We start from the raw sequence: 20455 nt of genomic DNA on the forward strand, positions 1-20455 counted from the left end.
AGTACAGCCACGACAGCGCTAATGGTATTTTGGGGAAAGAGGGACGTCTTACTTGGATGATTGCAGGAGGGAAAGCATGTACGCGACGAAGAATCAGCGCGTAGCGCTGATCATTATCGACATGCAGCAAGGCATGGCGACTGAAAAAGCGGGAGAGCGCAATAACCCGCAAGCCGAAGCCAACATTCAGCGTCTACTGACCGATTGGCGGTGCCAAGGCGGGCCTATCGTGCATGTACGCCATCTTTCCCGCACGCCCAGCTCACCGTTTTGGCCTGGGCAGAGCGGCGTGCTGTTCCAGCCTGCGTTTGAGCCACTCGCTACCGAGCATATCGTCGATAAAAACGTGCCCGATGCGTTCACGCACTCTGGGTTAGAGCGCTGGCTACGTGCCTGCGGCATCCATAAGTTGGTCATTGTAGGCGTCAGTACCAGTAATTCGGTCGAAGCCACGGTACGTTCGGCGGGGAATTTAGGCTTCGATGCTTACGTGGTGAGCGATGCCACCTTCACGTTCGCAAAGCAAGATTACGCCGGCACCTATCGCACTGCCGAAGAGGTGCATGCGATGTCGCTGGCGAATTTAGACGGGGAGTATGCGGAGATTGTGAGTACGGAAGAGGCGTTGGCCTTACTGTAAATCGTTTTACCACTCTCCGCTCTTGATCTGCGACGTTGCCTCAACCGGTGGATTGTAGATATAGCACCAGGCATCGCCATGTTGGGTTGCCAACATCCTTCGGTCGTACATCCCCTTGTCGGGAGAGTTATGCAGGTAATCTTCTAGCTCATCCAGCCGCGCTAGCTGTTCAGCGTTAATGGCATACACCTCCACCGCAACGCCTGTGGATGGCGTGAGCTTAGCGCTTGGGTAGGGGCCAAGGTCCTAAAGCGTAATCTCTGTTAAACGGTCTTGGCCCAGCATGTCAGCGCCGTTTAACCAGTGATGATTGCGATGGCCGTGCTTTAACGTGCCGTATACCGCTACTCGTGGGCAGTGCTGGATGGCTTGGTGAAGATGCCGCATGACGTTCACCTTTTCACAATGTTCAATAAGCCACGGCTACACGCCGATTTACGACGGTTGAGAGCCACTCAATAGGCGTTGACCCAAAAGCGCCCTGGCAGTCTGCCAAGGCGCTGTGCTTACCTACCTTTTAACCTAACGCTTCTTCCGCACCGGTTTTTTATCACTGCTTGCTGGCTCGGCGCTATCGGCTTTGCGTGCGCTGCTCGGAAAGTGGGCGCGCACCAGCTCAAGCAGCCCCTGCGTAGAAGCGTCGAAGTCGGCGGCGTTGGCGTCGATGCGCTCGCTGATTTCACCCGCAATGCGCTTGCCTAGCTGTACGCCCCACTGGTCGAACGAGTTGATGTTCCAAATCACGCCCTGCACGAACACCTTGTGTTCGTAGAGCGCAATCAGCGCGCCCAGGTTTTTCGGCGTTAGCTCGTCGAGCAGCAGAGTGCTGGAGGGGCGGTTGCCGGGGCAGCTGTAGGGGTCGAGCTGGCTAAGCTCTTTGCTGTCGCCTTGGCTGCCTTCCATAAAGGCGTTGGCTTGGGCCAGCATGTTGGTCAGCAGGGCGAAGTGGTGGTCTTCCACGCCCGGTTCCGGCTTGAGCGAAGCGATAAAGTCGATGGGCACATAGCGCGTGCCCTGGTGCAGCAGCTGGAAGAAGGCGTGCTGGCCGTTGGAGCCGGTTTGGCCCCATACAATCGGGCCGGTTTTGTAGTTCACCGGGTGGCCGAAAATATCTACCGACTTACCGTTAGACTCCATATCCAACTGCTGCAGGAAGGAGGGCAGTTGGTTCAGCGCTTGGTCGTAGGGCACGATGGCCTGAGTTTCCGCGCCGATAAAGTTGATGTACCAGATGCCGATCAGCGCCATCAGTACCGGCATGTTCTGAGCGAAAGGCGCTTCGATAAAGTGCCGGTCCATCTCATGGGCGCCTTCCAGCAGCTCGATAAAGCCTTCAAAGCCAATCGAGAGCGCAATGGGCAAGCCGATGGAAGACCACATGGAGTAGCGGCCGCCCACCCAGGCCCAAAACTCAAACACGTTCTCTTCGCGAATACCGAACTCCATCGCCGCTTTGCGGTTGGTGGAAGCGGCAATAAAGTGCGCGCCCACATCGGCGTCTTCGCCAGCGTTTTCCAGGAACCAGCGTCGTGCCGTCTTGGCGTTGAGCAGGGTTTCCTGGGTGGAGAAGGTTTTGGTAGAGACGATAAACAGCGTGGTGGCGGGGTCTAGCCGCGACAGCACTTTCTGAATATGGGTGCCGTCCACGTTGGAAACGAAGTGGAAGTGCAGTTCCGGATGGCGATACTTCAACAGCGCACGCACCGCCATGTTGGGGCCGAGGTCCGAGCCGCCAATACCGATATTGACCACGTCTTTAATGCGCTGGCCGTTATAGCCTTTCCACTCGCCGCTACGCACCGCTTCCGAGAACAGCTTGATCTGCTCGCGGGTGCGGGTGATTTCTGGCATCACGTCTTCGCCGTCCACATACACCGGCTCATCGCCCAAATGGCGTAGGGCGGTGTGGAGTACCGGACGGTTCTCGGTCACGTTGATAATGTCGCCAGAGAACATCTGGGCGCGGCGCTGTACCAGGGCGGAGTGGTCGGCTAGCTCAATCAGTTTAGCCAGCACTTCATCCGATACCTGATGCTTGGAGTAATCTAGAAAGAGGCCGCCGACGCGCAGGCTCATTTTTTCAAAGCGCTGCGGATCATTCGTAAAGTAGTCACGAATGCGGTCATTGGCGGTTTTATCGCGCAGGCGCTCTAGGGCCTGCCAAGTAACGCTGCGAGTGAGTTGAAACATAACGGGCGGTCCTGTTGTTTTTGCATCTGTTTTACATCGTTATCGCTAACGGGGCGTGTCCGACGCCCTGGCGTCGCTGTTATTTATGTAAAAATACTACATATTGCGCGTTTGAGAACAACAGTTAGCGATAAATGGTAAGAAAAATGGTTAATAAAACAGCGGGGTGGTGGACGTCTTGAACGGCTGACTAAACAGCAAAAGGGCGAGGTTGCCTCGCCCTTAGTGTGCCGCCTTTAGCTGGCAACGGCGACTTGGGCAGCATCACGCTTGATAAACGCGTAGCCCAGGCCGGTAATCAAAGAGCCTACCACAATGGCTCCCAGGTAAAGCAGAGCGGGAGTAATGGCGTTAGGAATCAGCAGCACGAAGATACCGCCATGGGGGGCCATCAGCTTGGCACCCACCAGCATGGAGAGTGCACCCGTGACCGCGCCACCGGCGATACAGGCTGGAATCACGCGCAGCGGGTCTTTCGCCGCAAACGGAATCGCGCCTTCACTGATAAAGCACAGGCCCAGCACGAACGAGGCTTTACCCGCTTCGCGCTCGGGGGCAGAGAACTTGTTACGCGCCACGAAGCTGGCAATACCCATACCAATTGCGGGCACCATGCCGGCGGCCATGATCGCGGCCATTGGGCCGTAGGTTTCAGAGGCCAGCAGGCCGACGCCAAAGGTGTAGGCCGCTTTGTTGACCGGGCCGCCTAGGTCAAAGCACATCATGGCTCCGAGCAGAATGCCCAGTAGCACGGCATTGGTCGAGCCCATGGATTCCAGGAAGTTGGTGAGCGCGCTCAGCACGGCAGCCACCGGCTCGCCAATCACGTAGATCATTGTGAGGCCGGTGACCAAGCTTGCAATCAGCGGGATGATCAGAATCGGTTTGAGCGACTCAACGCTGGAGGGCAGTTTCACGTAGCGCGTGACGGCGAGGGCCACGTAGCCCGCCAGGAAACCGGCCAGAATACCGCCGATAAACCCTGAACCAATCTCAGCGGCCAACATGCCGCCAATCATGCCGGGGGCAATACCAGGGCGGTCGGCGATGGAGTAGGCGATGTAACCTGCCAGAACGGGAATCATCAGCGCGAAGGCCGTGCCGCCACCAATCTGCATCAGCGCGGCGGCCAGGGTGCCTTCTTCCTGGAACGCTTCGATACCGAACACGAACGAGAGGGCTATTAACAAGCCACCCGCCACCACCATGGGCAGCATAAAGGAAACACCGGTCAGCAGGTGTTTATAGACGCCTTTCTCTTTCATGCCTTTTTTGGCGGTGGCGCTGCTGCTGGCGGCGCTGGTGCCGTCCTCAACGGCGGCATCGGTGAAAGCGGCTTCAAGGGTCGGGCGCGGCTTTTTCAGCGCGTTACTGGTAGACGTGCGATAAATACGCTTACCTGCAAAGCGTGAAGGATCCACTTCGATATCGCAGGCCAATACGACCACGTCAGCGTCGGCGATTTCCGCTTCCGTGAGTTTGTTTTGCGCGCCCACTGAGCCTTGGGTTTCCACGCGAATCTGGTGGCCCATGACCTTACCCGCTTCGGCCAGCGCTTCGGCGGCCATAAAGGTGTGAGCAACGCCGGTGGGGCAGGCGGTGACGGCAACGATTTTTTTGCCATTCCCGCTGCTGGCCGGGGCCGCAGCAGTGGCTGCCGGGGCACTGTAAATCGGTGCTTCCCGCTTGGCCTGGCTTAAAAAGGCGCTGGGGTCGGGCAGGGCGCTGGCAATAGGAGCCTGGAATAGCCGCTTGCCTTCAAAACGTTCCGGAGCGGGTACATGGTCGGCGGCCACGACGATCAAATCGGCGTTAGCAATCTGCTCGGCGCTGGCGGCTTGCAGTGGCGCAATCTCGCCGTGCATCTCTACATGAACGTTCCAGCCCAGCCGCGTGGCGGCTTGCTCTAGGCGCTTGGCGGCCAGGAAAGTGGTCGCCATGCCGCTGGGGCAGGCGGTAATCAGGATTAGGTTCATCGCGTGGCTCCCTCGGTGTGGGTGTCGTCAAGACGCCGTACCCGGGTCTGTTGTTGGAGTGAGTCAAAATCATCGGCGTGGGAAGTGCCCACACCGACATGGCGTACCGCTTCGGCAGAAAGCGCCGTGGCGAAACGAAGCGTATCGTTGGGCGAGTGCTGGCTCAGCAGCCCGTGGAGCATGCCGGCCACAAAGGTGTCGCCCGCGCAAACGGTATTGGTGGCGGTGACGGTCGGCGGCGTGGATTGCCAGGTGCCGTGCTGGCTCACCCATAGAACGCCTTCGGCACCTGCTGAAATCAGCGCGTGCTCGATTCCACTGGCGTGCAGCCGCTCGGCGGCGGCTTGGCGCTGTTGGTCGCTATCAAGGGCGCTACCGGCCCAGTCGGCCAGCTCGGTTTCGTTAGGCTTTACTGCGGCAGGCTGCGCGGCAATCGCCGTGAGCAGCGCCGGACCGCTGGTATCCACCCACAGCGGCACCCCGAAACCTTTCAGGAAGGCAAGCAGCTCGCCAAACGCGGGCTGGTCGATGCCGGGGGGCAGGCTGCCCGCGACCACCACGGCCTCAGGCGGCGCGCTACTTTCAAACAGGCCGCTTAGCGTGGTGCGTAAAGCCTCCAGATGGGCGGCTTCGATGGGCATGCCGGGGCCGTTGATGTCGGTCACACGGCCGCTCTGCTCGGCGAGTTTTGCGTTGATGCGCGTGTTGCCCGGCACCCGCACGAAGGCATCTTCGACGCCGTAACGGGGGAAGGCGAGGCTGAAAGGGGCGTCGTTCTCTTCGCCCAAGAAGCCACTGACAATCACTTCGTGGCCCAGGCTTGCCAATACCCGCGCGACGTTCACCCCTTTACCTGCGGCTTCCAGCTGCGCGCCGGTGGGGCGGTTGACATGCCCCAGCGTCAGCGCATCCAGGTTGAAGGCGAGATCCAGCGCCGGGTTCAGCGTAATACAGACAACTCGTGCCATTAGCTGGCCTCCAAGGCGTCGCGGACTTCGTCGCTGGTGGCTTTGCTCAGCGCTAACTGGGCGCTGGCCTGGGCTTGGGCAAGGTCAAACTCGCGCAGGCGGGCTTTGACCAGCGGGATTTGGCGTGCGCTCACCGAGAGTTCATCGACACCTAAGCCCACCAGAACCGGCACGGCCATGGCATCAGAAGCCAGTTCACCACACACGCCGACCCATTTGCCTTGTGCATGGGCGGCCTCAACGGTCATTTGAATCAATCGCAGTACCGCCGGGTGCAGGCCATCGGCTTGGGCAGAAAGCTCTGGGTGGCCACGGTCAATCGCGAGGGTGTACTGCGTTAAGTCGTTGGTACCCACTGAGAAGAAGTCGACTTCGGCGGCCAACGTGGGTGCTAACAAGGCGCTGGAGGGCACCTCAATCATCACGCCAAGCTGTACGTCGGTGGCGCGCTGCTGGGGTGCGATCTCTTTGAGAAGTCGGTCATAAATCGCCTTCGCCGCGCGGAACTCGGCTACGTCTTTAACCATCGGCAGCATGATGCGTAGCGGTTTGCCGACGGCGGCCATCAGCAGTGCGCGAATCTGAGTTTCCAGCACGTCTGGTTGGGTCAGCGCTAAGCGAATACCGCGCAGGCCGAGGAAGGGGTTGTCTTCCTGAGGCACTGGCCAGTAGGGCAGCGGCTTGTCACCGCCGACGTCCAGGGTGCGGGCGACGAGCGGGCGGCCATTAAGCGCATCGGTGGCTTCACGGTATTCGGCGATTTGCGTAGCGAGATCCGGAGCGCTGGAGTAGGCCATGAACAAGAACTCGGTGCGCAGCAGGCCGACCCCTTCCGCACCGCGCTCTACCGCATCGGCGGCGTGGGCGGTGTTGCCGAGGTTGGCAGCCACTTCCACCTTGTGGCCGTCGCGGGTTTGCGCTTGCTCAAAGCGCAGCTCCCAGGCGTCCGCTTCTCGCTGCTGCTGGTCGAGCAACTGCTGCTCGGCGCGGCGCAGGCGCTCTTCAGACGGCTGCGAAGTTACGCGACCGCGCTCGCCATCCAGAATCATCATGCCGCCGTTGTGTAGCGCCATGACCGCTTCACCGGCACCGACTACCGCAGGAATGCCAAGGGCGCGAGCCAGAATAGCGCTGTGCGCCGTGGCGCCGCCGCGAACGGTCAGCAGGCCACGCACGCGGGATGTATCTAAGCGGGCTACATCGGAGGGGCCGATATCGTCCATCACCAAAATATAGGGGTGGTCGGGTGGCTCGGGCAGGGTAACGTCGCAAAGCACGCCGAGCACGCGGCGGCCTACATCGCGCAGGTCGGCGGCGCGTTCGGCCAGCAGCCGGTCTGCCAGCATCTCTTGGGCGTGGGCGGCGGTGTCGATAGCTTCCCACCAGCCCGCTTCCGCCGAGCGGCCTTCGCGGATGGCGTCAATCGCCGCCTGGTGCAATTCGGGGTCGTCGAGCATCTCTTCGTGCATAGAGAGAATGTCGGCCACTTCGCCGCCAGGGGCGTTGTGTACCAGCGCCTGCAGCTGGGCAGCGCCCTCTTTGAGAGCGGCCTCTAAGCGTGCGATCTCTTGGGTGGGGTCGCTGGCATGCTCAGGGTAATCAAACTGCATCGGGCGAATAACAAATACCGGGGCAATCGCTAACCCTGGGGAGGCTGCCACGCCGGTGTGCGGCTTGTCGGCGGCCAGCGGCTCCACGGCAGGCTTGCTGGCGTTGGCAGCCGGCGTGGCATCGCGGCCCCCGTCGAACGGCGTGACTTTTTCACCCAAGCCCTCTTCGACAGCGGCGGCAATGGCATCTAACGCGGCGCTTGCCTGTTCGCCCTCGGCAGAGAAGATTAGCCATTGGCCACGGCGCGCACCCAAACCAATCACTTTGGTCAAGCTGGAAGCAGATACCGTGGTGGCGCTGCCCTCTTCCAGGCGCACGTTGATGGGCATGGGCTGGGCGCGGGCGATTTGTACCAGCTGTTTAGCCGGGCGAGCGTGCAGGCCGTGGGGGTTCAGAACTCGCACGCGGCGGGTTTGGGTGCTGGCGGTTTCACCGGCCAGCGCTGCCAGCAGTTGGGCGCTATTTTTGCCCACAAAGCTGTCGCTTTCGCCGTTCTCTAGTACCGCCATCAGCTGCTCGAGCAGCGGCCGGTGGGCATCGCCGCTGGCGGCCAGGCAGAACAGCGCATGAACCGGATGACCGCCGTGCTCGATGGTGCTATCGGCGGGGGTCGCCACGCCTAGGGCGGGCTGGTTCACTCCTTGAGCGTGGCTTGAAAGCCATAAGCCTTTGCCCAGCCACTGGGGTTGGGCGCTCGCCACGGCACTAATAAAGCCGTTATCCACGCAGCCGCTTTGACGCAGCCGCGCTGCCGCCGCCAGGGCCAGTTCCTGCGGGTCGCGGGCGGGGAAGTTGATGCACAGCGTATCGGCATCCAGGCGCGGTGCTAATGACGGCTTCGAGAGCAGGCGCGCAACATCGGCGGCGGAGCTGGCGCGGGCCAACTCGGTTGCTACACCGTCGCGGTCGAGTACGTGGGTAAGCTGGCGCAGAATATCTAGGTGCTCGTCGTTTTGTGCCGCAATGGTGACCAGCACATGTACGGTGTTGCCGTCGTGCCACTGTACACCCTGAGGGAACTGCAGCACCCGCACGCCGGTACGTTTGACGTGATGGCGGCTTTCCGGAGTGCCGTGGGGAATGGCAATTGCGTTGCCTAGGTACGTTGAGGACTGCGCTTCGCGGGCGTGGAGGCCATCGCGGTACTCGGCCGCAACCAAGCCAGCCTCTGCCAGGGCGTTGGCGGCGCTGTCGAGCGCAGCTTGCCAGTTGTCCGCGTGGCGGTCGAGCAAGATGTCATCGGGGCCGAGTGTCAACATAGGGGTCTCCTGTAAACGCGGTCAGGCAACGGCAACGTCTGCGATTGGCGGCGAAAGTGCGCGCATAAAACGTTAGTCGTAGATCGTTGTGGTTAGCTGGATGAATCGTGTCACCTGTGTATAGTTGGCTATGCTGAATCGATTCACTTTTGGACACAAGGGTTGTCTTTTTAGACTTTGGTCTGAAGAGGGTAAAACGGCTGCTAAACTGCCGTCTTCATTTAGGGGGAAACCAGCATGACACTTGCCGATATTGCCCGGCTTGCCGGGGTTTCGCGCACCACGGCAAGCTATGTAATCAACGGCCAGGCCGAGCAGCGGCGCATCAGCCCGGCCACTATCGATAAAGTGATGGCCATCGTGCGTCAGCACCGCTATCACATTGACCCTCAGGCCGCCGCGCTGCGTCGTGGCGCTAGCCGGTTGATCGGTTTGATCGTGCCGGATTTAGAAAATATCAGCTACGCGCGCCTTGCCAAACGTCTTGAACGCGGTGCTCGAGAGCGTGGCTACCAGCTGCTGGTGGTGAGTTCCGATGACTGCGCGGATAGTGAGCGCACGCTGGCCTTGGCGCTGCGCGCACAGCGCTGTGAAGTGCTGATTACCGCCAGCTGCCTGCCGGAAAACGACACCTTTTATGCTGATTTGACCGATGAAGGGTGGTGCGTGGTGGGTATGGACCGTGGCCTGACGCCCGAGCGCTTTGCCAGCGTGGTGAGCAATGACCAAGAGGCAGCCTACGCGCTGACGTGCTCGGTGATGGGCAGCGCAACGCGGCGAATCGCGTGGCTGGATGCAATGCCTGAACTTTCGGTAAGCCGGGAGCGCCGTGCAGGATTTTTTGCTGCACTGGAAGGGAAGGGCGTTGAAGCAGTTACCTTTAGCGGTGGGCGCTACGAGCGGGATGTGGGCGTTGAACTGGCGCAACAGCTCTTTGCTGCAGGCGAGGTAGATGCGCTGGTCACGGCCTCCTACGCGCTGATGGAAGGTGTGTTTGATGAGCTGCTTGCCCAGGGCGGGCTGCCGGAGACGCTGCGGTTAGCCACTTTTGGTGACCACCGCCTGTTAGATTTTCTGCCTCAGCCGGTTAATTCGGCGTTGCAGGATTATGACCGCATCGCCGAGCTGACGCTTCAGTGCGCGCTGGGCGCGATGAATGGAAGCTACCAATGCGGGCAGCAGGTGGTCGCGCGCCGCCTGCGTACCCGCTGAGCGCAGGGTGCGCGCGGTTTATACCGTGCGGGCCTGTGCCCAGGCGTTTGCGTCTGGAATCGACATATCATAGCGTTCGCTAAGATAAGGTGAGGAGAGCAGAAAGTCGGCGCTGGCCGCATTACACGCTACCGGCACGTTCCATAGCGCCGCTAAACGCAGCAGTGCTTTCACATCCGGGTCGTGGGGCTGCGGTGCAAAGGGGTCCCAAAAGAAGATCAGCACGTCGAGCTGCTGCTCGGCGATGCGCGCCCCAATCTGCTGGTCGCCGCCTAGCGGCCCGCTCATTAAGCCTTCCACTTCTAGCCCCAGGGCGGTTTTCAGCCGCCCTGCGGTAGTGCCTGTGCCAATCAGCGTGTGCTGGCTGAGTGTGTCTTGCCAGCGCGTCGCCCACTCCAGCATCTCGGTTTTTTTGCCATCGTGGGCAATCAGCGCAATACGCTTGCGCGGTTGCAGCGTGCGCACGGCTTGGCGGGGTGGGCGGGCATCGTTCATGGCATGGCTCTCCTGGACATTCGCTTATTATTGATAGTGCGGCGAGGCGGTTATTTACTCGGCGTCAACGGCCAGTACTTTCATGGTGTTGGTGCCGCCGTGGGCGTTCATATGGTCGCCGCGAGTAAGAATGACATGCTCACCTGGGCGTGCCAATCCATGGGCCTTCAGCAGTTTGATGGCTTCATGGTTCACCTCGGTGGCCTCCATGTGCGTGGTATCGAATGGAATCGAGACCACGCCGCGATAGAGCGCCATGCGCCGCTGGGCGATGGGGCTGTGGGCCAAGCCAACAATCGGTAAGCCTGAACGAATGCGTGAGGCAATCAGCGGCGTGTAGCCGGTGGAGGTCATGCAGGCAATCGCGCGTACGCCGGTCAGATGGTTGGCGGCGTACATGGCGGAAAGCGCGATGGTTTCATCGATCCGCTCGAAGCCTTCATGAATACGGTGGCCGGAGGCTTGGGCGATGCGCTCGCGCTCAGCACCCAGGCAGACGCGGTTCATAGCCTCAACGGTTTCTACCGGGTAGTCGCCCGCTGCGGTTTCGGCAGAGAGCATGACTGCATCGGTGGCGTCGAGTACGGCGTTAGCCACGTCGAATACTTCCGCACGGGTGGGGAGCGGCGACTCAATCATCGACTCCATCATCTGCGTAGCCGTAATCACAGCACGATTCAGTGAGCGAGCATGCTTGATAATGCGCTTTTGCGTGCCAATCAGCGCTTCATCGCCAATCTCTACGCCCAGGTCGCCACGGGCGACCATCACCGCTTCTGACGCTTCAATGATGGCGTCTAAGGTTTCATCGTTGGCTACGGCTTCTGCGCGTTCCAGTTTAGCGACCAAGCCAATCTCTTTGCCTTCCTCGCCCAGCAGTGCGCGGGCTTCTTGCATATCGGCGGCATGGCGCGGGAAGGAGACAGCTAAATAGTCCACGCCAATCTCAATGGCTGTTTTCAGGTCCTGCTTATCTTTGTCGGTTAGGGCCGGTGCCGACAGGCCACCGCCCTGTTTGTTAATGCCCTTGTTGTTAGACAGCTTGCCACCCACGTGAACTCGGGTATGCACTTCCTGCCCAACAATGGAGGTGACATCCAGCACTACGCGGCCGTCATCCAGCAGCAGACGGTCGCCGGGTGAAACGTCATCTACTAGCGCTTTGTAGTCGCAGCCAACCCGTTCGGTGGTGCCGCTATTGGCATCCATGGCCATATCGAGCACAAACGCTTGGCCGATGTCTAAGTGGATAGCGCCTTCTTTGAAGCGGGAAATACGAATTTTAGGGCCTTGCAAGTCGCCGAGTGCGGCGACACTGCGGCCTAAGCGCTGAGCGATCTCGCGCACCTCGGTGAGGCGGCGGCGGTGATCATCAGCAGAGCCGTGGGAGAAATTCAGCCGCACCACGTCAACGCCCGCTTTTAGCATGGCTTCCAACACCCCGGGGCGGTCACTGGCTGGGCCAAGCGTGGCGACGATTTTGGTACGGCGAAGGGGAGTCGGGGACGTTGCGCGTGTCATATGGTACTCCTGATGAGCAGCGTGGGCTGAACAAGGCCCGAAAAAAGGGCAGGTGAATCGTTGATTAAGTATTGGACTACGATAGCCTTTATATAGTAATTTTACTACATATTGGATAGTTATTAGCCTTTAGGGGCGGTTATGGCAGGTTAAAATCGGCCTATAGGTGCTTAAATACGTATTTTTAGTAATTTTTTTACTGGATACGCCATCTACGACCACTGCTTGATTGAGGTGCTACCATGACAATAAGAGTTGCCATTAACGGATTTGGACGGATTGGCCGTAACGTACTGCGTGCGCTGTACGAAAACGGCTACCGTGATCGCGTTCAGGTAGTTGCGATTAACGATCTGGGCGACCCTTCCCTAAACTCCCACCTGCTGCGCCACGATACCGTTCACGGCCATTTCCCGTTTGCGGTTGAGCACGATGCAGAGAGCATCAGCGTGGATGGGGATCGTATTGCGATCTCTTCTGAGCGCGACCCGGCCAACCTGCCTTGGGCCTCTATGAACATTGATTTAGTCATGGAGTGTACCGGCCTGTTTACCAAGCGCGAGGCGGCGGCCAAGCATATTGCTGCAGGCGCAAAGCGCGTGCTGATTTCTGCGCCTAGCCCAGATGCGGATGCCACCATTGTTTACGGTGTGAATGACGACATTCTGACCGCTGAGCACACCGTGGTATCAAATGCTTCTTGCACCACCAACTGCTTAGCCCCGGTTGCTAAAGCGCTGAACGATGCAGTAGGCATTGAGAATGGCCTGATGACCACCGTTCACGCCTACACCAACGACCAGAACCTGTCGGACGTTTATCACACCGACCCCTACCGTGCGCGTAGTGCCACCCACTCCATGATTCCGACCAAAACCGGCGCGGCAGCAGCCGTAGGTTTGGTACTGCCGGAGCTGGCAGGCAAGTTCGATGGCCTGGCTGTGCGCGTGCCGGTGATCAACGTTTCTCTGGTGGATCTAACCTTCACCGCTGGCCGCGATACCACCAAAGAAGAGATCAACGCGATTGTTGAGAAAGCCGCCGCGAACTCGCCGGTCTTGGCCGTCAACGCCCAGCCGCTGGTGTCTATCGACTTCAATCACGATGCACACTCGTCCATCTTTGACGCTAACCACACCCGTGTGAACGGTCGCCTGGTGAAAATCATGGCGTGGTACGACAACGAGTGGGGCTTCTCCAACCGTATGTTGGATACCGCTATCGCGATGCAGAAAACCGCGTAATAATCCCGCCGTTTTAGGGGCTGTCCTTTAAGGGCAGGTGTCACCCAGCAGCAGCTCGGTTTTGAGCAGCTGCTGGGTTTTTGGTATTCGGCCTAAAATCATTTTGGCCGCCACACGCCCTTTACCTGCGCTGTCCTGGCGTACGGTGGTTAAGCGTGGTGCTCGGTACTGCCCTTCGGCAATGCCGTCAAAACCTGTGATTCGTAACTCCCCTGGGACGTGAATGCCTCGCTGCTCTGCTAGCGTTAGCGCGGTGAGCGCAATTCGGTCTGACATGCATAGCAAAAGGTCAGGGCGCTGCTCGGCAGGCAGGTCGATGATCTCGGTAATCACCGGCGAGCACACGTCAAACACGTTCTCTTCAATATTCCATAGCGGAACCTGTTGGGTATCAAAGCCATGCTCGGTGAGCGCTGCGTGAAACCCGGCTAGGCGAGCGCGACTAATGGTGCTGCTGTCCGGCAGCATCGTGTGCTCTTTGGTCACCCGGCCATTGCAGTGCTCTTTGGTTAAACGCAGGTTGATAATGGCAGGACGAAGAGGGCGCTGCTTAAGCGCATGGGTTGCCATCGCGTAGCTGGCGTCGCGGTCATCGATATGTACCGTGGGGCAGCCGTCAATATCAAAATCCACCGACACCAGCGGGCGCTGTGAAGGAAGCTCATTCAACAGCTTATTGTTGGGCATCAGTCCATAAACGATAAATCCATCGGCGATATTAGCCGAGCCGGGCGGCTGTGATGCGTGGCCTCGGCCCGGTAATAGCAGCATGGTATGGCCGTGGGCATCCAGCACTTCAGCCACGCCAGAGAGAAACTCGCTGGCGACGGCATCGTTCAAGCTGTAAGTCAGGCTTTCGGCCAGAATCACCGCAACGATACTGGAGCGCCCGGTGCGCAGGCTGCGAGCTTTGGCATCGGGGCCGCTATATCCCAGCCGTTTGGCTTCTTTGAGAATGCGGTCGCGCAGCAGCGGTGAGAGCTGGTCGGGGCGGTTAAAGGCGTTGGAAATCGTCGCGGTAGAGACGCCGAGTTCGAGCGCAAGATCCTTTAGGGTCATTCGGCGAGGGGCGGTCACGGTACTTCCTAAACAGGTGAAGAACGTTGGTGGAGAGAGTGCGTGCCTGACGCATTTACAGCGCAGGCTAATTATTTAATTGTCGCGCACAAGAATAACGGCCTTGGTGGTGTGACGACTACCCTCATTTGCAAGGTTGTCTCACCCACCAAGGCCGTGATAAGCCCTTCTATGACTCGTTATGCTGCTGAGCGAGCGCCGGAAAGCTTGAGCGCAGCACCGCTTTCATCAAATAAATGCACGTGCTCGGTATCCGGTACCAGTGATACCTGCTGGCCCTCTTTCCACTGGCTGGGCGCTTCGCTGCGGTGAATCAGCAGCGTTTTGCCCTCTTTCGGCTCTAGGTATACGTATACTTCATTACCCAGGTACTCAACGTTGACGATATCAAAGCAGTTGTCACCTTGAGGTGCTTCCAAGCGCAGGTGCTCTGGGCGCACGCCAAGCGTCAATGCGCTGCCTTGCGAGTAGCCATCGCCCGCTTGTGGCAGGGTAACGTCACCTAATCCTGCAACGCTAACTCGGCAGCCGTCAGTGGCACCGCTAAGCAGTTTGGCGGGCAAGAAGTTCATGGTGGGAGAGCCAATAAAGCCAGCGACAAACCTAGTGGCCGGGCGTTGGTACAGTTCGTGAGGGCTGCCCACCTGCTCGACATGACCACGGTTAAGCACCACGATTTTATCTGCCAGGGTCATGGCTTCGACCTGATCGTGTGTCACGTAAATCATGGTAGAACCCAGACGATTATGCAGTCTGGCGATTTCGTTGCGCATCTGCACGCGCAGCGAGGCATCCAGGTTAGAGAGAGGCTCATCAAATAGCAGAATACGCGGCTCGCGCGCCATGGCGCGGCCCATCGCCACCCGCTGGCGCTGGCCACCGGAGAGTGCTTTGGGCTTACGGTGCAGAAGCTCTTCCAGCTGCAGTATCTTCGCTGTACTCATCACCCGCTCGTGCACGGTTTCTTTGTCGGTTTTGGCCAGCTTAAGACCAAACGCCATATTGTCGTAAACGGTCATGTGCGGGTAGAGCGCGTAGGACTGAAACACCATCCCCACGCCGCGTTCACGAGGCGGTAGATCGTTGACCACGGTGCCGCCAATGTTCAAATCGCCTTCGCTGATGGACTCCAGCCCGGCAATCAGACGTAGCAGAGTCGATTTACCGCAGCCAGAGGGGCCGACAAATACGACAAACTCGCCGTCGCCAATGGAGAGATCGACGTCTTTAATAATGTGATCTCGGCCAAATACTTTGTTGACCTTTTCAAGCGTAACACTTGCCATGGTAACTCCTTGCCGGCCTCAAGAGCGTCGCGGGCCGGCTATCGTTATTAACTGTTATAGGCGGCGTTTAGGCAACCTGCATAAAGGCGGCTTGATACGCAGGCAGCGTGAGCGTGCTGCCATCTCGCGTGGCGGTGAAGTTGGCAACCGTTAGGTCGCTGGCAACGTTAACGGGCAGAGTAGTGTGCTGCTCTTCTCCGGTCAGGTTGAAAACGCACAGAAGCGTTTCGTCGCCTTTTTGCCGCGTAAAGCCAAGCAGGTCCTCGCCCACGTCTACCAGTGCCAAGTCGCCATCGAACATGGCCGGATGGCTGCGGCGGAAGGCTAGCAGGGCGCGCACGCTATTGAGTGTGGCGTTGGGGTCGTCTTGCTGGCGGCTAACGGCTAAATCCAAGTGACGAGCTTCCATGGGCAGCCACGGTTCCACCGGAGAGAAGCCGCCTTGCTCACCGTCAGTCCACGGCATGGGGGTGCGGCAGCCGTCGCGGCCTTTGAATTCGGGCCACAGCACTTTGCCGTAGGGGTCTTGAATGCGCTCGAAAGGTACGTCGGCTTCCGGCAGGCCCAGCTCTTCACCTTGATACAGGCACACGCTGCCGCGCAGTGAGAACAGCATCGCCAGCATCACTTTCGGGTAGGCATGGGGGTCTTCGTCAGCGCCCCAGCGAGTCGCGCTACGCACCACATCGTGGTTGGAGGTTGCCCAGCAGGGCCAGGCGTCACCTGCCAAGCGTTGGAAACGCTCGATCACTTCGCGCAGGTAGCTGGCGGAGTGGGGCATGTTGAGCAGGTCGAAGGTGTACGCCATGTGCAGCTTATCGCCACCGGCGGTGTACTCAGCCATGCGCTCCAGCGGGTTGTCGTCGCCAATCTCACCCACGGTGGTGGTGCCGGGGTACTCATCCATCAGCGCGCGCAGGTCTTTGAGGAAGTCCAGGTTTTCCGGGCGGCTGAGGTCGTAGACGTGGCGCTGCCAGGTATAGGGGTTCGCTTCCGGTGCGCCCAGGGTTTTGGCTTCGCCTTTCGGTACCGGCGGGTTGTCCCGCAGCTCGGCATCGTGGAAGTAGAAGTTGACCGTATCCAAGCGGAAACCGTCGACACCCAAATCCAGCCAGAAACGCATGTTGTCGAGCTGTGCCTGACGCGCTTCCGGGTTGTGGAAGTTCACGTCCGGCTGGCTGGTCAGGAAGTTGTGCAGATAGTACTGCTGGCGGCGGGAGTCGAAGGTCCACGCCGAGCCGCCAAAAATCGACAGCCAGTTGTTGGGAGGTGTGCCATCGGGTTTCGGGTCGGCCCACACAAACCAGTCGGCTTTTGGATTGGTGCGATCCTGGCGGCTCTCTTGAAACCACGAGTGCTGGTCAGAGGTGTGACTGATCACCTGATCGATCATCACTTTCAAGCCCAGCGAATGGGCTTTTTCCAGCAGCGCCTTGAAGTCTTCCAGCGTGCCAAACATCGGGTCCACGTCGCGGTAGTCGCTCACGTCGTAGCCAAAGTCGAGCATCGGCGAGGTAAAGAAGGGCGATAGCCAAATACCATCGACGTTGAGCGACGCGACGTAATCCAGTTTCTCGGTGATGCCGTTCAGGTCACCCACACCGTCGCCGCGGCTGTCTAAGAAGCTGCGCGGATAAATTTGATAAATAACGCCGCCGCGCCACCACATCATAGTGTCTTGCATGACTCATTCCTTAAAAAAAGTGGCTGACGGATAAACATCAGCCCATCAATATATTCGTTGCGTGGGTTAGCCTTTGACGGCACCCGCGGTCAGGCCCGACACAATGCGGCGCTGGAAAATAATCACCAAAATCACCAGCGGTACGGTCACCACCACAGAAGCCGCCATAATCGGCCCCCAGGGCAGCTCGTAGGCACTACCGCCAGACAGCAGCGCAATCGCAACCGGCACCGTGCGTTGGGCATCGGTGAGCGTGAAGGTCAGGGCAAACAGAAACTCGTTCCAGGCAGCGATAAACGCCAGCAGCCCGGTGGTCGCCATGGCCGGCCACATCAGCGGCAGGAATACTTTGGTGATGGTGACCCAGGGCGTGGCGCCATCCATGATGGCGGCCTCTTCCAGCTCCATGGGCAGCTGCTTCATAAAGGTGGTGAGTACCCACACCGTGAAGGGCAGGGTAAAGATGGTGTAGCTGAGAATCAGGCCGGCGGGGTTGTTGTAAAGATTTAGCGCGCGAATCACCTCGAACAGCCCAGAAAGTACTGCCACCTGAGGGAACATCGAAACACCCAGAATGACCAGCAGTACGGTAGAGCGGCCGCGAAAGCGTACCCGCCCAAGCGCATAAGAGGCGGTAATGCCTAACAGCAAAGCGATAAACACCACGCTGAACGCGACGATGATCGAGTTAAAAATCGCCCGCACAAAGCTCGATTGGCTGAAGATTTGCGCGTAGTTATCCAGGTTCCAGGTCGAGGGCCACAGCTCCACGCGGAATAGTTCACTGGAGGGTTTTACCGAGGTGATCACTGCGTAGTAAAACGGGAACACCGCATACACCATGATGACCGCGATAAGGGCCCAAAAACCAACGCGTTTAGCGATTTTGGCTAACTGACGGCTGTTCATCAGTCACCTCCCAATTGAATCTGTTTGCGGCCAAGATAGAGGTAGGCAATGGTGGCCAGCGCGATGATCAGGAACAGCAGCGTAGAGGCTGCGCTGCCGTAGCCGACATCCTGGAATTCCACCAGCTGTTGACGGGCGTAGACCGACATCGACATCGTGCTGGTGGAGTTGGAGGTCAATACATAGATCACGTCGAACACCCGCAGGGCATCCAGTAGGCGGAAGATCACCGCCACCATCAGGGCAGGGGTGATGAGCGGGAGTGTCACTTTGAAGAACACATGGACTGGGTGAATGCCATCTACCTCGGCGGCTTCATAGCAATCTTTAGGCAGCATTTGCAGCGCGGCTAACACCAGCAGCGCGACGAAAGGAATGGTCTTCCAAACGTCAACCATAATGACCGCCCACATGGAGTAGGTGGCGCTGGCCGTCCAGGCGATAGGATTATCAATAATGCCAACCACCATCAGCAGGTGGTTGATGATGCCGAACTGATCATTCAGCATCCACGCCCACATCTGGGCAGAGACAATGGTTGGGATCGCCCAAGGGATGAGGACCGCCGCACGAACGATCACACGGCCTTTAAATTCTGCGTTTAGAATCAGCGCCACGATGACGCCAAACACCACTTCCAGCGAAACGGAAACGACCGAGAAGTAGACCGTATTCCACACGGACTGCCACCACACCGAGTCGGCTAACACGCCAAACCAGCGGCCATTGTCGTAAACCAGATAGTTTTCAAAGCCGATCAGGTTCGCTGAGCCCAAATCGGAGAGCGACGCATCGGTAAAACTAAGAAAGAAGGTACGCAGTAAGGGCCAGCCCGCCACCAGCGTTAACGCAATCAGCATGGGGGCTAAAAATAGCCACGCCGCCTTAACCCGTTGGCGGCGTACCTTGGTGCCACGGTGCCGACGCGCAGGCGTGGCGGAACGCGCCCCGAGGGGCGCGTCTTGGTGAGAGTGGTGAGAAGAGCTCGACATAGGTGTCTCCGCGATTACCAGTTACGACGCTTCAGGCGCAGCAGTTCGCCTTCAAGGTCCGCGACGGCTTGAGCGCCATCTTTGGTGCCAGACAGCACGTCATGAGAGGTGCTGAAGAAAGCGTTGCTGACGCGGCCATAGGCATCGCCGGTGGGGGCGGAAGGGCGCGCAACTGCGTTCGTGAAGGTGTCGTAAAGCGTACCGAAGAAGGGCACGGCATCCAGCACTTCCTGGTCTTGGTAAAGCGAGTCGATGGTCGGGTTGTAAGAAGCCTGAATGGCGCGGCGCTTCTGCTCTTCTTCACCGGTCAGGTAGGCAACCAGGTCAGCGGCGATCTCGGGGTGTTCGCTATAGCGAGAGACCGCGAGGTTCCAGCCGCCTAGACCCGCAGCGCTTTGGCCCTCTTCACCGCCGGCAGGCAGTTGAACAACGCCTACTTTGTCACGCACATCGCTGTCATCGCTTTGCGCCAGCGACCATGCGTAGGGCCAGTTACGCATAAAGACCGCGTTGCCGCCCTGGAACACACCACGTGCTTCCTCTTCGGTATAGTTCAGTACGCCTTCAGGAGAGATGTCGCCAATCCAAGAGGCAGCGAGATCCAGCGCTTGCGCGGCGCGTTCGTTGTTGATGGTCACTTCACCTTCGTTATCCACCACGGTGCCGCCGCCAAAGCTTGCGACCCACTCCAGGGCGTTAACGGTTAAGCCTTCATAAGCACGGCCCTGAAACACAAAGCCCTGCATGCGGTCATTGCCCGCTTCGCGTTCGGCGTTTTGAATTTCGCGGGCAATCTCGGTGAGTTCTTGCCAGGTGGTGGGGGCTTCGTGGCCGTACTTCTCAAGCAGGTCTTCGCGGTAGTAGAGCACGCCCGCATCGGTAAACCAGGGCATCGCCACTAGGCGGTCATCAATGGTGTTGTTGGTCACGATGGTGTCGAAGTGGCCAGCAGCGGCGTCTTCACCCAGTACTTCACGTAGGTCAAGCAGGTGGTTGGCAAGCAGGCCCGGCCATACCACGTCAATTTGCATGACATCGATATCGCTGGAATTGGCAGACAAAATTTGTTGATAGAGCGACAGCCGCTCAGTAGACGAGTTCGGCGTTGAAACCACATCGACGCTGTGGCCGGTTTTCTCTTCCCAAGCGCGTACGCCTTCTTGGCAAAGGGTCAACTCTGCACCTACCGCTCCACAGGAAATAGTGAGCTCAGCCGCTTGGGCAGATCCAGCGGCGCTGGCAATACTGGCCAAAGCAATAGCAGACGTGAGTAGTGTCTTTTTCATAACGGCGTTCCTCGGCGTTTTTTTGTTGTGAGTGATGGGGTATCAAAGCGCTAACAGCGCCTACTTAAACGATTAAGTACGCTGTCAGTTAGCCGTCTGTTGGCG

16 protein-coding genes and 1 pseudogene are annotated in these 20455 nt (G+C 58.9%); 3 read left to right on the forward strand and 14 right to left on the reverse strand.

The genetic code is table 11. The annotated features are described in order from the left end of the window. Nucleotides 1-76 precede the first annotated feature (76 nt). A complete protein-coding gene (locus R0J87_RS12975; RefSeq protein ID WP_498886613.1) occupies nucleotides 77-640 on the forward strand; it encodes a cysteine hydrolase family protein in 564 nt (187 codons plus the stop codon). Between the two features lie 6 nt (nucleotides 641-646). On the opposite strand, the pseudogene R0J87_RS12980 reads toward R0J87_RS12975, so the two are convergent. From R0J87_RS12980 to ptsP, 6 genes and pseudogenes are all read right to left on the reverse strand, one after another. Then, nucleotides 647-868 (reverse strand): annotated as a pseudogene (locus R0J87_RS12980) (gamma-glutamylcyclotransferase family protein); the annotation flags it as partial. An 18-nt stretch (nucleotides 869-886) separates the two neighbouring features. After that, a complete protein-coding gene (locus R0J87_RS12985; protein ID WP_498886615.1) occupies nucleotides 887-1027 on the reverse strand; it encodes a hypothetical protein in 141 nt (46 codons plus the stop codon). 135 nt (nucleotides 1028-1162) lie between these two features. Further along, nucleotides 1163-2830: a glucose-6-phosphate isomerase gene (gene pgi, locus R0J87_RS12990; RefSeq protein ID WP_062374568.1), complete on the reverse strand. Its 1668-nt coding sequence runs from the start codon at nucleotides 2828-2830 to the stop codon at nucleotides 1163-1165. A gap of 236 nt (nucleotides 2831-3066) precedes the next feature. Then, nucleotides 3067-4806 (reverse strand): PTS fructose-like transporter subunit IIB, encoded by a 1740-nt coding sequence (locus R0J87_RS12995; RefSeq protein ID WP_498886617.1) that lies wholly within the window; start codon nucleotides 4804-4806, stop codon nucleotides 3067-3069. Then, nucleotides 4803-5774 (reverse strand): 1-phosphofructokinase, encoded by a 972-nt coding sequence (gene pfkB, locus R0J87_RS13000; RefSeq protein WP_498886619.1) that lies wholly within the window; start codon nucleotides 5772-5774, stop codon nucleotides 4803-4805. The genes R0J87_RS12995 and pfkB overlap by 4 nt, the downstream gene beginning before the upstream one ends. Then, nucleotides 5774-8644, reverse strand: a complete 2871-nt coding sequence (gene ptsP / locus R0J87_RS13005) for a phosphoenolpyruvate--protein phosphotransferase (protein WP_498886621.1) — start codon at nucleotides 8642-8644, stop codon at nucleotides 5774-5776. Before ptsP ends, pfkB begins: the two co-directional genes overlap by 1 nt. Before the next feature lie 237 nt (nucleotides 8645-8881). Between ptsP and cra the strand changes: the two genes are divergently transcribed. Continuing rightward, a complete protein-coding gene (cra, locus tag R0J87_RS13010) occupies nucleotides 8882-9856 on the forward strand; it encodes a catabolite repressor/activator (RefSeq protein ID WP_404465902.1) in 975 nt (324 codons plus the stop codon). An 18-nt stretch (nucleotides 9857-9874) separates the two neighbouring features. Here the strand turns inward: cra and R0J87_RS13015 are convergent, their stop codons facing one another. Continuing rightward, nucleotides 9875-10351 carry a methylglyoxal synthase gene (locus R0J87_RS13015; protein WP_044629387.1) on the reverse strand — a complete coding sequence of 159 codons (477 nt, stop codon included), beginning with the start codon at nucleotides 10349-10351 and terminating at the stop codon, nucleotides 9875-9877. Between the two features lie 54 nt (nucleotides 10352-10405). Continuing rightward, nucleotides 10406-11872, reverse strand: a complete 1467-nt coding sequence (pyk, locus tag R0J87_RS13020; RefSeq protein ID WP_498886623.1) for a pyruvate kinase — start codon at nucleotides 11870-11872, stop codon at nucleotides 10406-10408. 242 nt (nucleotides 11873-12114) lie between these two features. Here pyk and gap point away from each other — a divergent pair, with 242 nt between their 5' ends. Next, nucleotides 12115-13116: a type I glyceraldehyde-3-phosphate dehydrogenase gene (gap, locus tag R0J87_RS13025; protein WP_404345400.1), complete on the forward strand. Its 1002-nt coding sequence runs from the start codon at nucleotides 12115-12117 to the stop codon at nucleotides 13114-13116. Nucleotides 13117-13143: 27 nt separating this feature from the next. Here gap and R0J87_RS13030 read toward each other — a convergent pair whose 3' ends face one another. The 6 genes from R0J87_RS13030 to R0J87_RS13055 form a co-directional block, all read right to left on the reverse strand. Then, entirely contained in the window at nucleotides 13144-14175 is a 1032-nt protein-coding gene (locus R0J87_RS13030; protein ID WP_404466397.1) for a LacI family DNA-binding transcriptional regulator, read from the reverse strand. Nucleotides 14176-14372: 197 nt separating this feature from the next. Next, the gene (locus tag R0J87_RS13035) at nucleotides 14373-15479 is read right to left on the reverse strand and encodes an ABC transporter ATP-binding protein (RefSeq protein WP_498886625.1); all 1107 of its coding nucleotides are present in this window, start codon (nucleotides 15477-15479) and stop codon (nucleotides 14373-14375) included. A 67-nt stretch (nucleotides 15480-15546) separates the two neighbouring features. Further along, complete coding sequence (locus tag R0J87_RS13040) at nucleotides 15547-17163, reverse strand: alpha-glucosidase family protein (protein WP_404345402.1); 1617 nt, start codon at nucleotides 17161-17163, stop codon at nucleotides 15547-15549. Nucleotides 17164-17229: 66 nt separating this feature from the next. Continuing rightward, a complete protein-coding gene (locus R0J87_RS13045; RefSeq protein ID WP_404345403.1) occupies nucleotides 17230-18072 on the reverse strand; it encodes a carbohydrate ABC transporter permease in 843 nt (280 codons plus the stop codon). Then, the gene (locus R0J87_RS13050; protein WP_498886628.1) at nucleotides 18072-19064 is read right to left on the reverse strand and encodes a carbohydrate ABC transporter permease; all 993 of its coding nucleotides are present in this window, start codon (nucleotides 19062-19064) and stop codon (nucleotides 18072-18074) included. The genes R0J87_RS13045 and R0J87_RS13050 overlap by 1 nt, the downstream gene beginning before the upstream one ends. Before the next feature lie 14 nt (nucleotides 19065-19078). Continuing rightward, complete coding sequence (locus tag R0J87_RS13055; RefSeq protein ID WP_404345405.1) at nucleotides 19079-20350, reverse strand: ABC transporter substrate-binding protein; 1272 nt, start codon at nucleotides 20348-20350, stop codon at nucleotides 19079-19081. Nucleotides 20351-20455 lie beyond the last annotated feature (105 nt).

Source organism: Halomonas sp. SIMBA_159 (genome assembly GCF_046536035.1).
GTDB lineage: Bacteria > Pseudomonadota > Gammaproteobacteria > Pseudomonadales > Halomonadaceae > Vreelandella > Vreelandella venusta_A.

Coding starts and splice junctions, on each gene's coding strand:
- R0J87_RS12975 (WP_498886613.1), top strand. CDS start 77: ATGTACGCGACGAAGAATCAGCGCGTAGCGCTGATCATTATCGACATG.
- R0J87_RS12985 (WP_498886615.1), bottom strand. CDS start 1,027: ATGCGGCATCTTCACCAAGCCATCCAGCACTGCCCACGAGTAGCGGTA.
- pgi (WP_062374568.1), bottom strand. CDS start 2,830: ATGTTTCAACTCACTCGCAGCGTTACTTGGCAGGCCCTAGAGCGCCTG.
- R0J87_RS12995 (WP_498886617.1), bottom strand. CDS start 4,806: ATGAACCTAATCCTGATTACCGCCTGCCCCAGCGGCATGGCGACCACT.
- pfkB (WP_498886619.1), bottom strand. CDS start 5,774: ATGGCACGAGTTGTCTGTATTACGCTGAACCCGGCGCTGGATCTCGCC.
- ptsP (WP_498886621.1), bottom strand. CDS start 8,644: ATGTTGACACTCGGCCCCGATGACATCTTGCTCGACCGCCACGCGGAC.
- cra (WP_404465902.1), top strand. CDS start 8,882: ATGACACTTGCCGATATTGCCCGGCTTGCCGGGGTTTCGCGCACCACG.
- R0J87_RS13015 (WP_044629387.1), bottom strand. CDS start 10,351: ATGAACGATGCCCGCCCACCCCGCCAAGCCGTGCGCACGCTGCAACCG.
- pyk (WP_498886623.1), bottom strand. CDS start 11,872: ATGACACGCGCAACGTCCCCGACTCCCCTTCGCCGTACCAAAATCGTC.
- gap (WP_404345400.1), top strand. CDS start 12,115: ATGACAATAAGAGTTGCCATTAACGGATTTGGACGGATTGGCCGTAAC.
- R0J87_RS13030 (WP_404466397.1), bottom strand. CDS start 14,175: ATGACCCTAAAGGATCTTGCGCTCGAACTCGGCGTCTCTACCGCGACG.
- R0J87_RS13035 (WP_498886625.1), bottom strand. CDS start 15,479: ATGGCAAGTGTTACGCTTGAAAAGGTCAACAAAGTATTTGGCCGAGAT.
- R0J87_RS13040 (WP_404345402.1), bottom strand. CDS start 17,163: ATGCAAGACACTATGATGTGGTGGCGCGGCGGCGTTATTTATCAAATT.
- R0J87_RS13045 (WP_404345403.1), bottom strand. CDS start 18,072: ATGAACAGCCGTCAGTTAGCCAAAATCGCTAAACGCGTTGGTTTTTGG.
- R0J87_RS13050 (WP_498886628.1), bottom strand. CDS start 19,064: ATGTCGAGCTCTTCTCACCACTCTCACCAAGACGCGCCCCTCGGGGCG.
- R0J87_RS13055 (WP_404345405.1), bottom strand. CDS start 20,350: ATGAAAAAGACACTACTCACGTCTGCTATTGCTTTGGCCAGTATTGCC.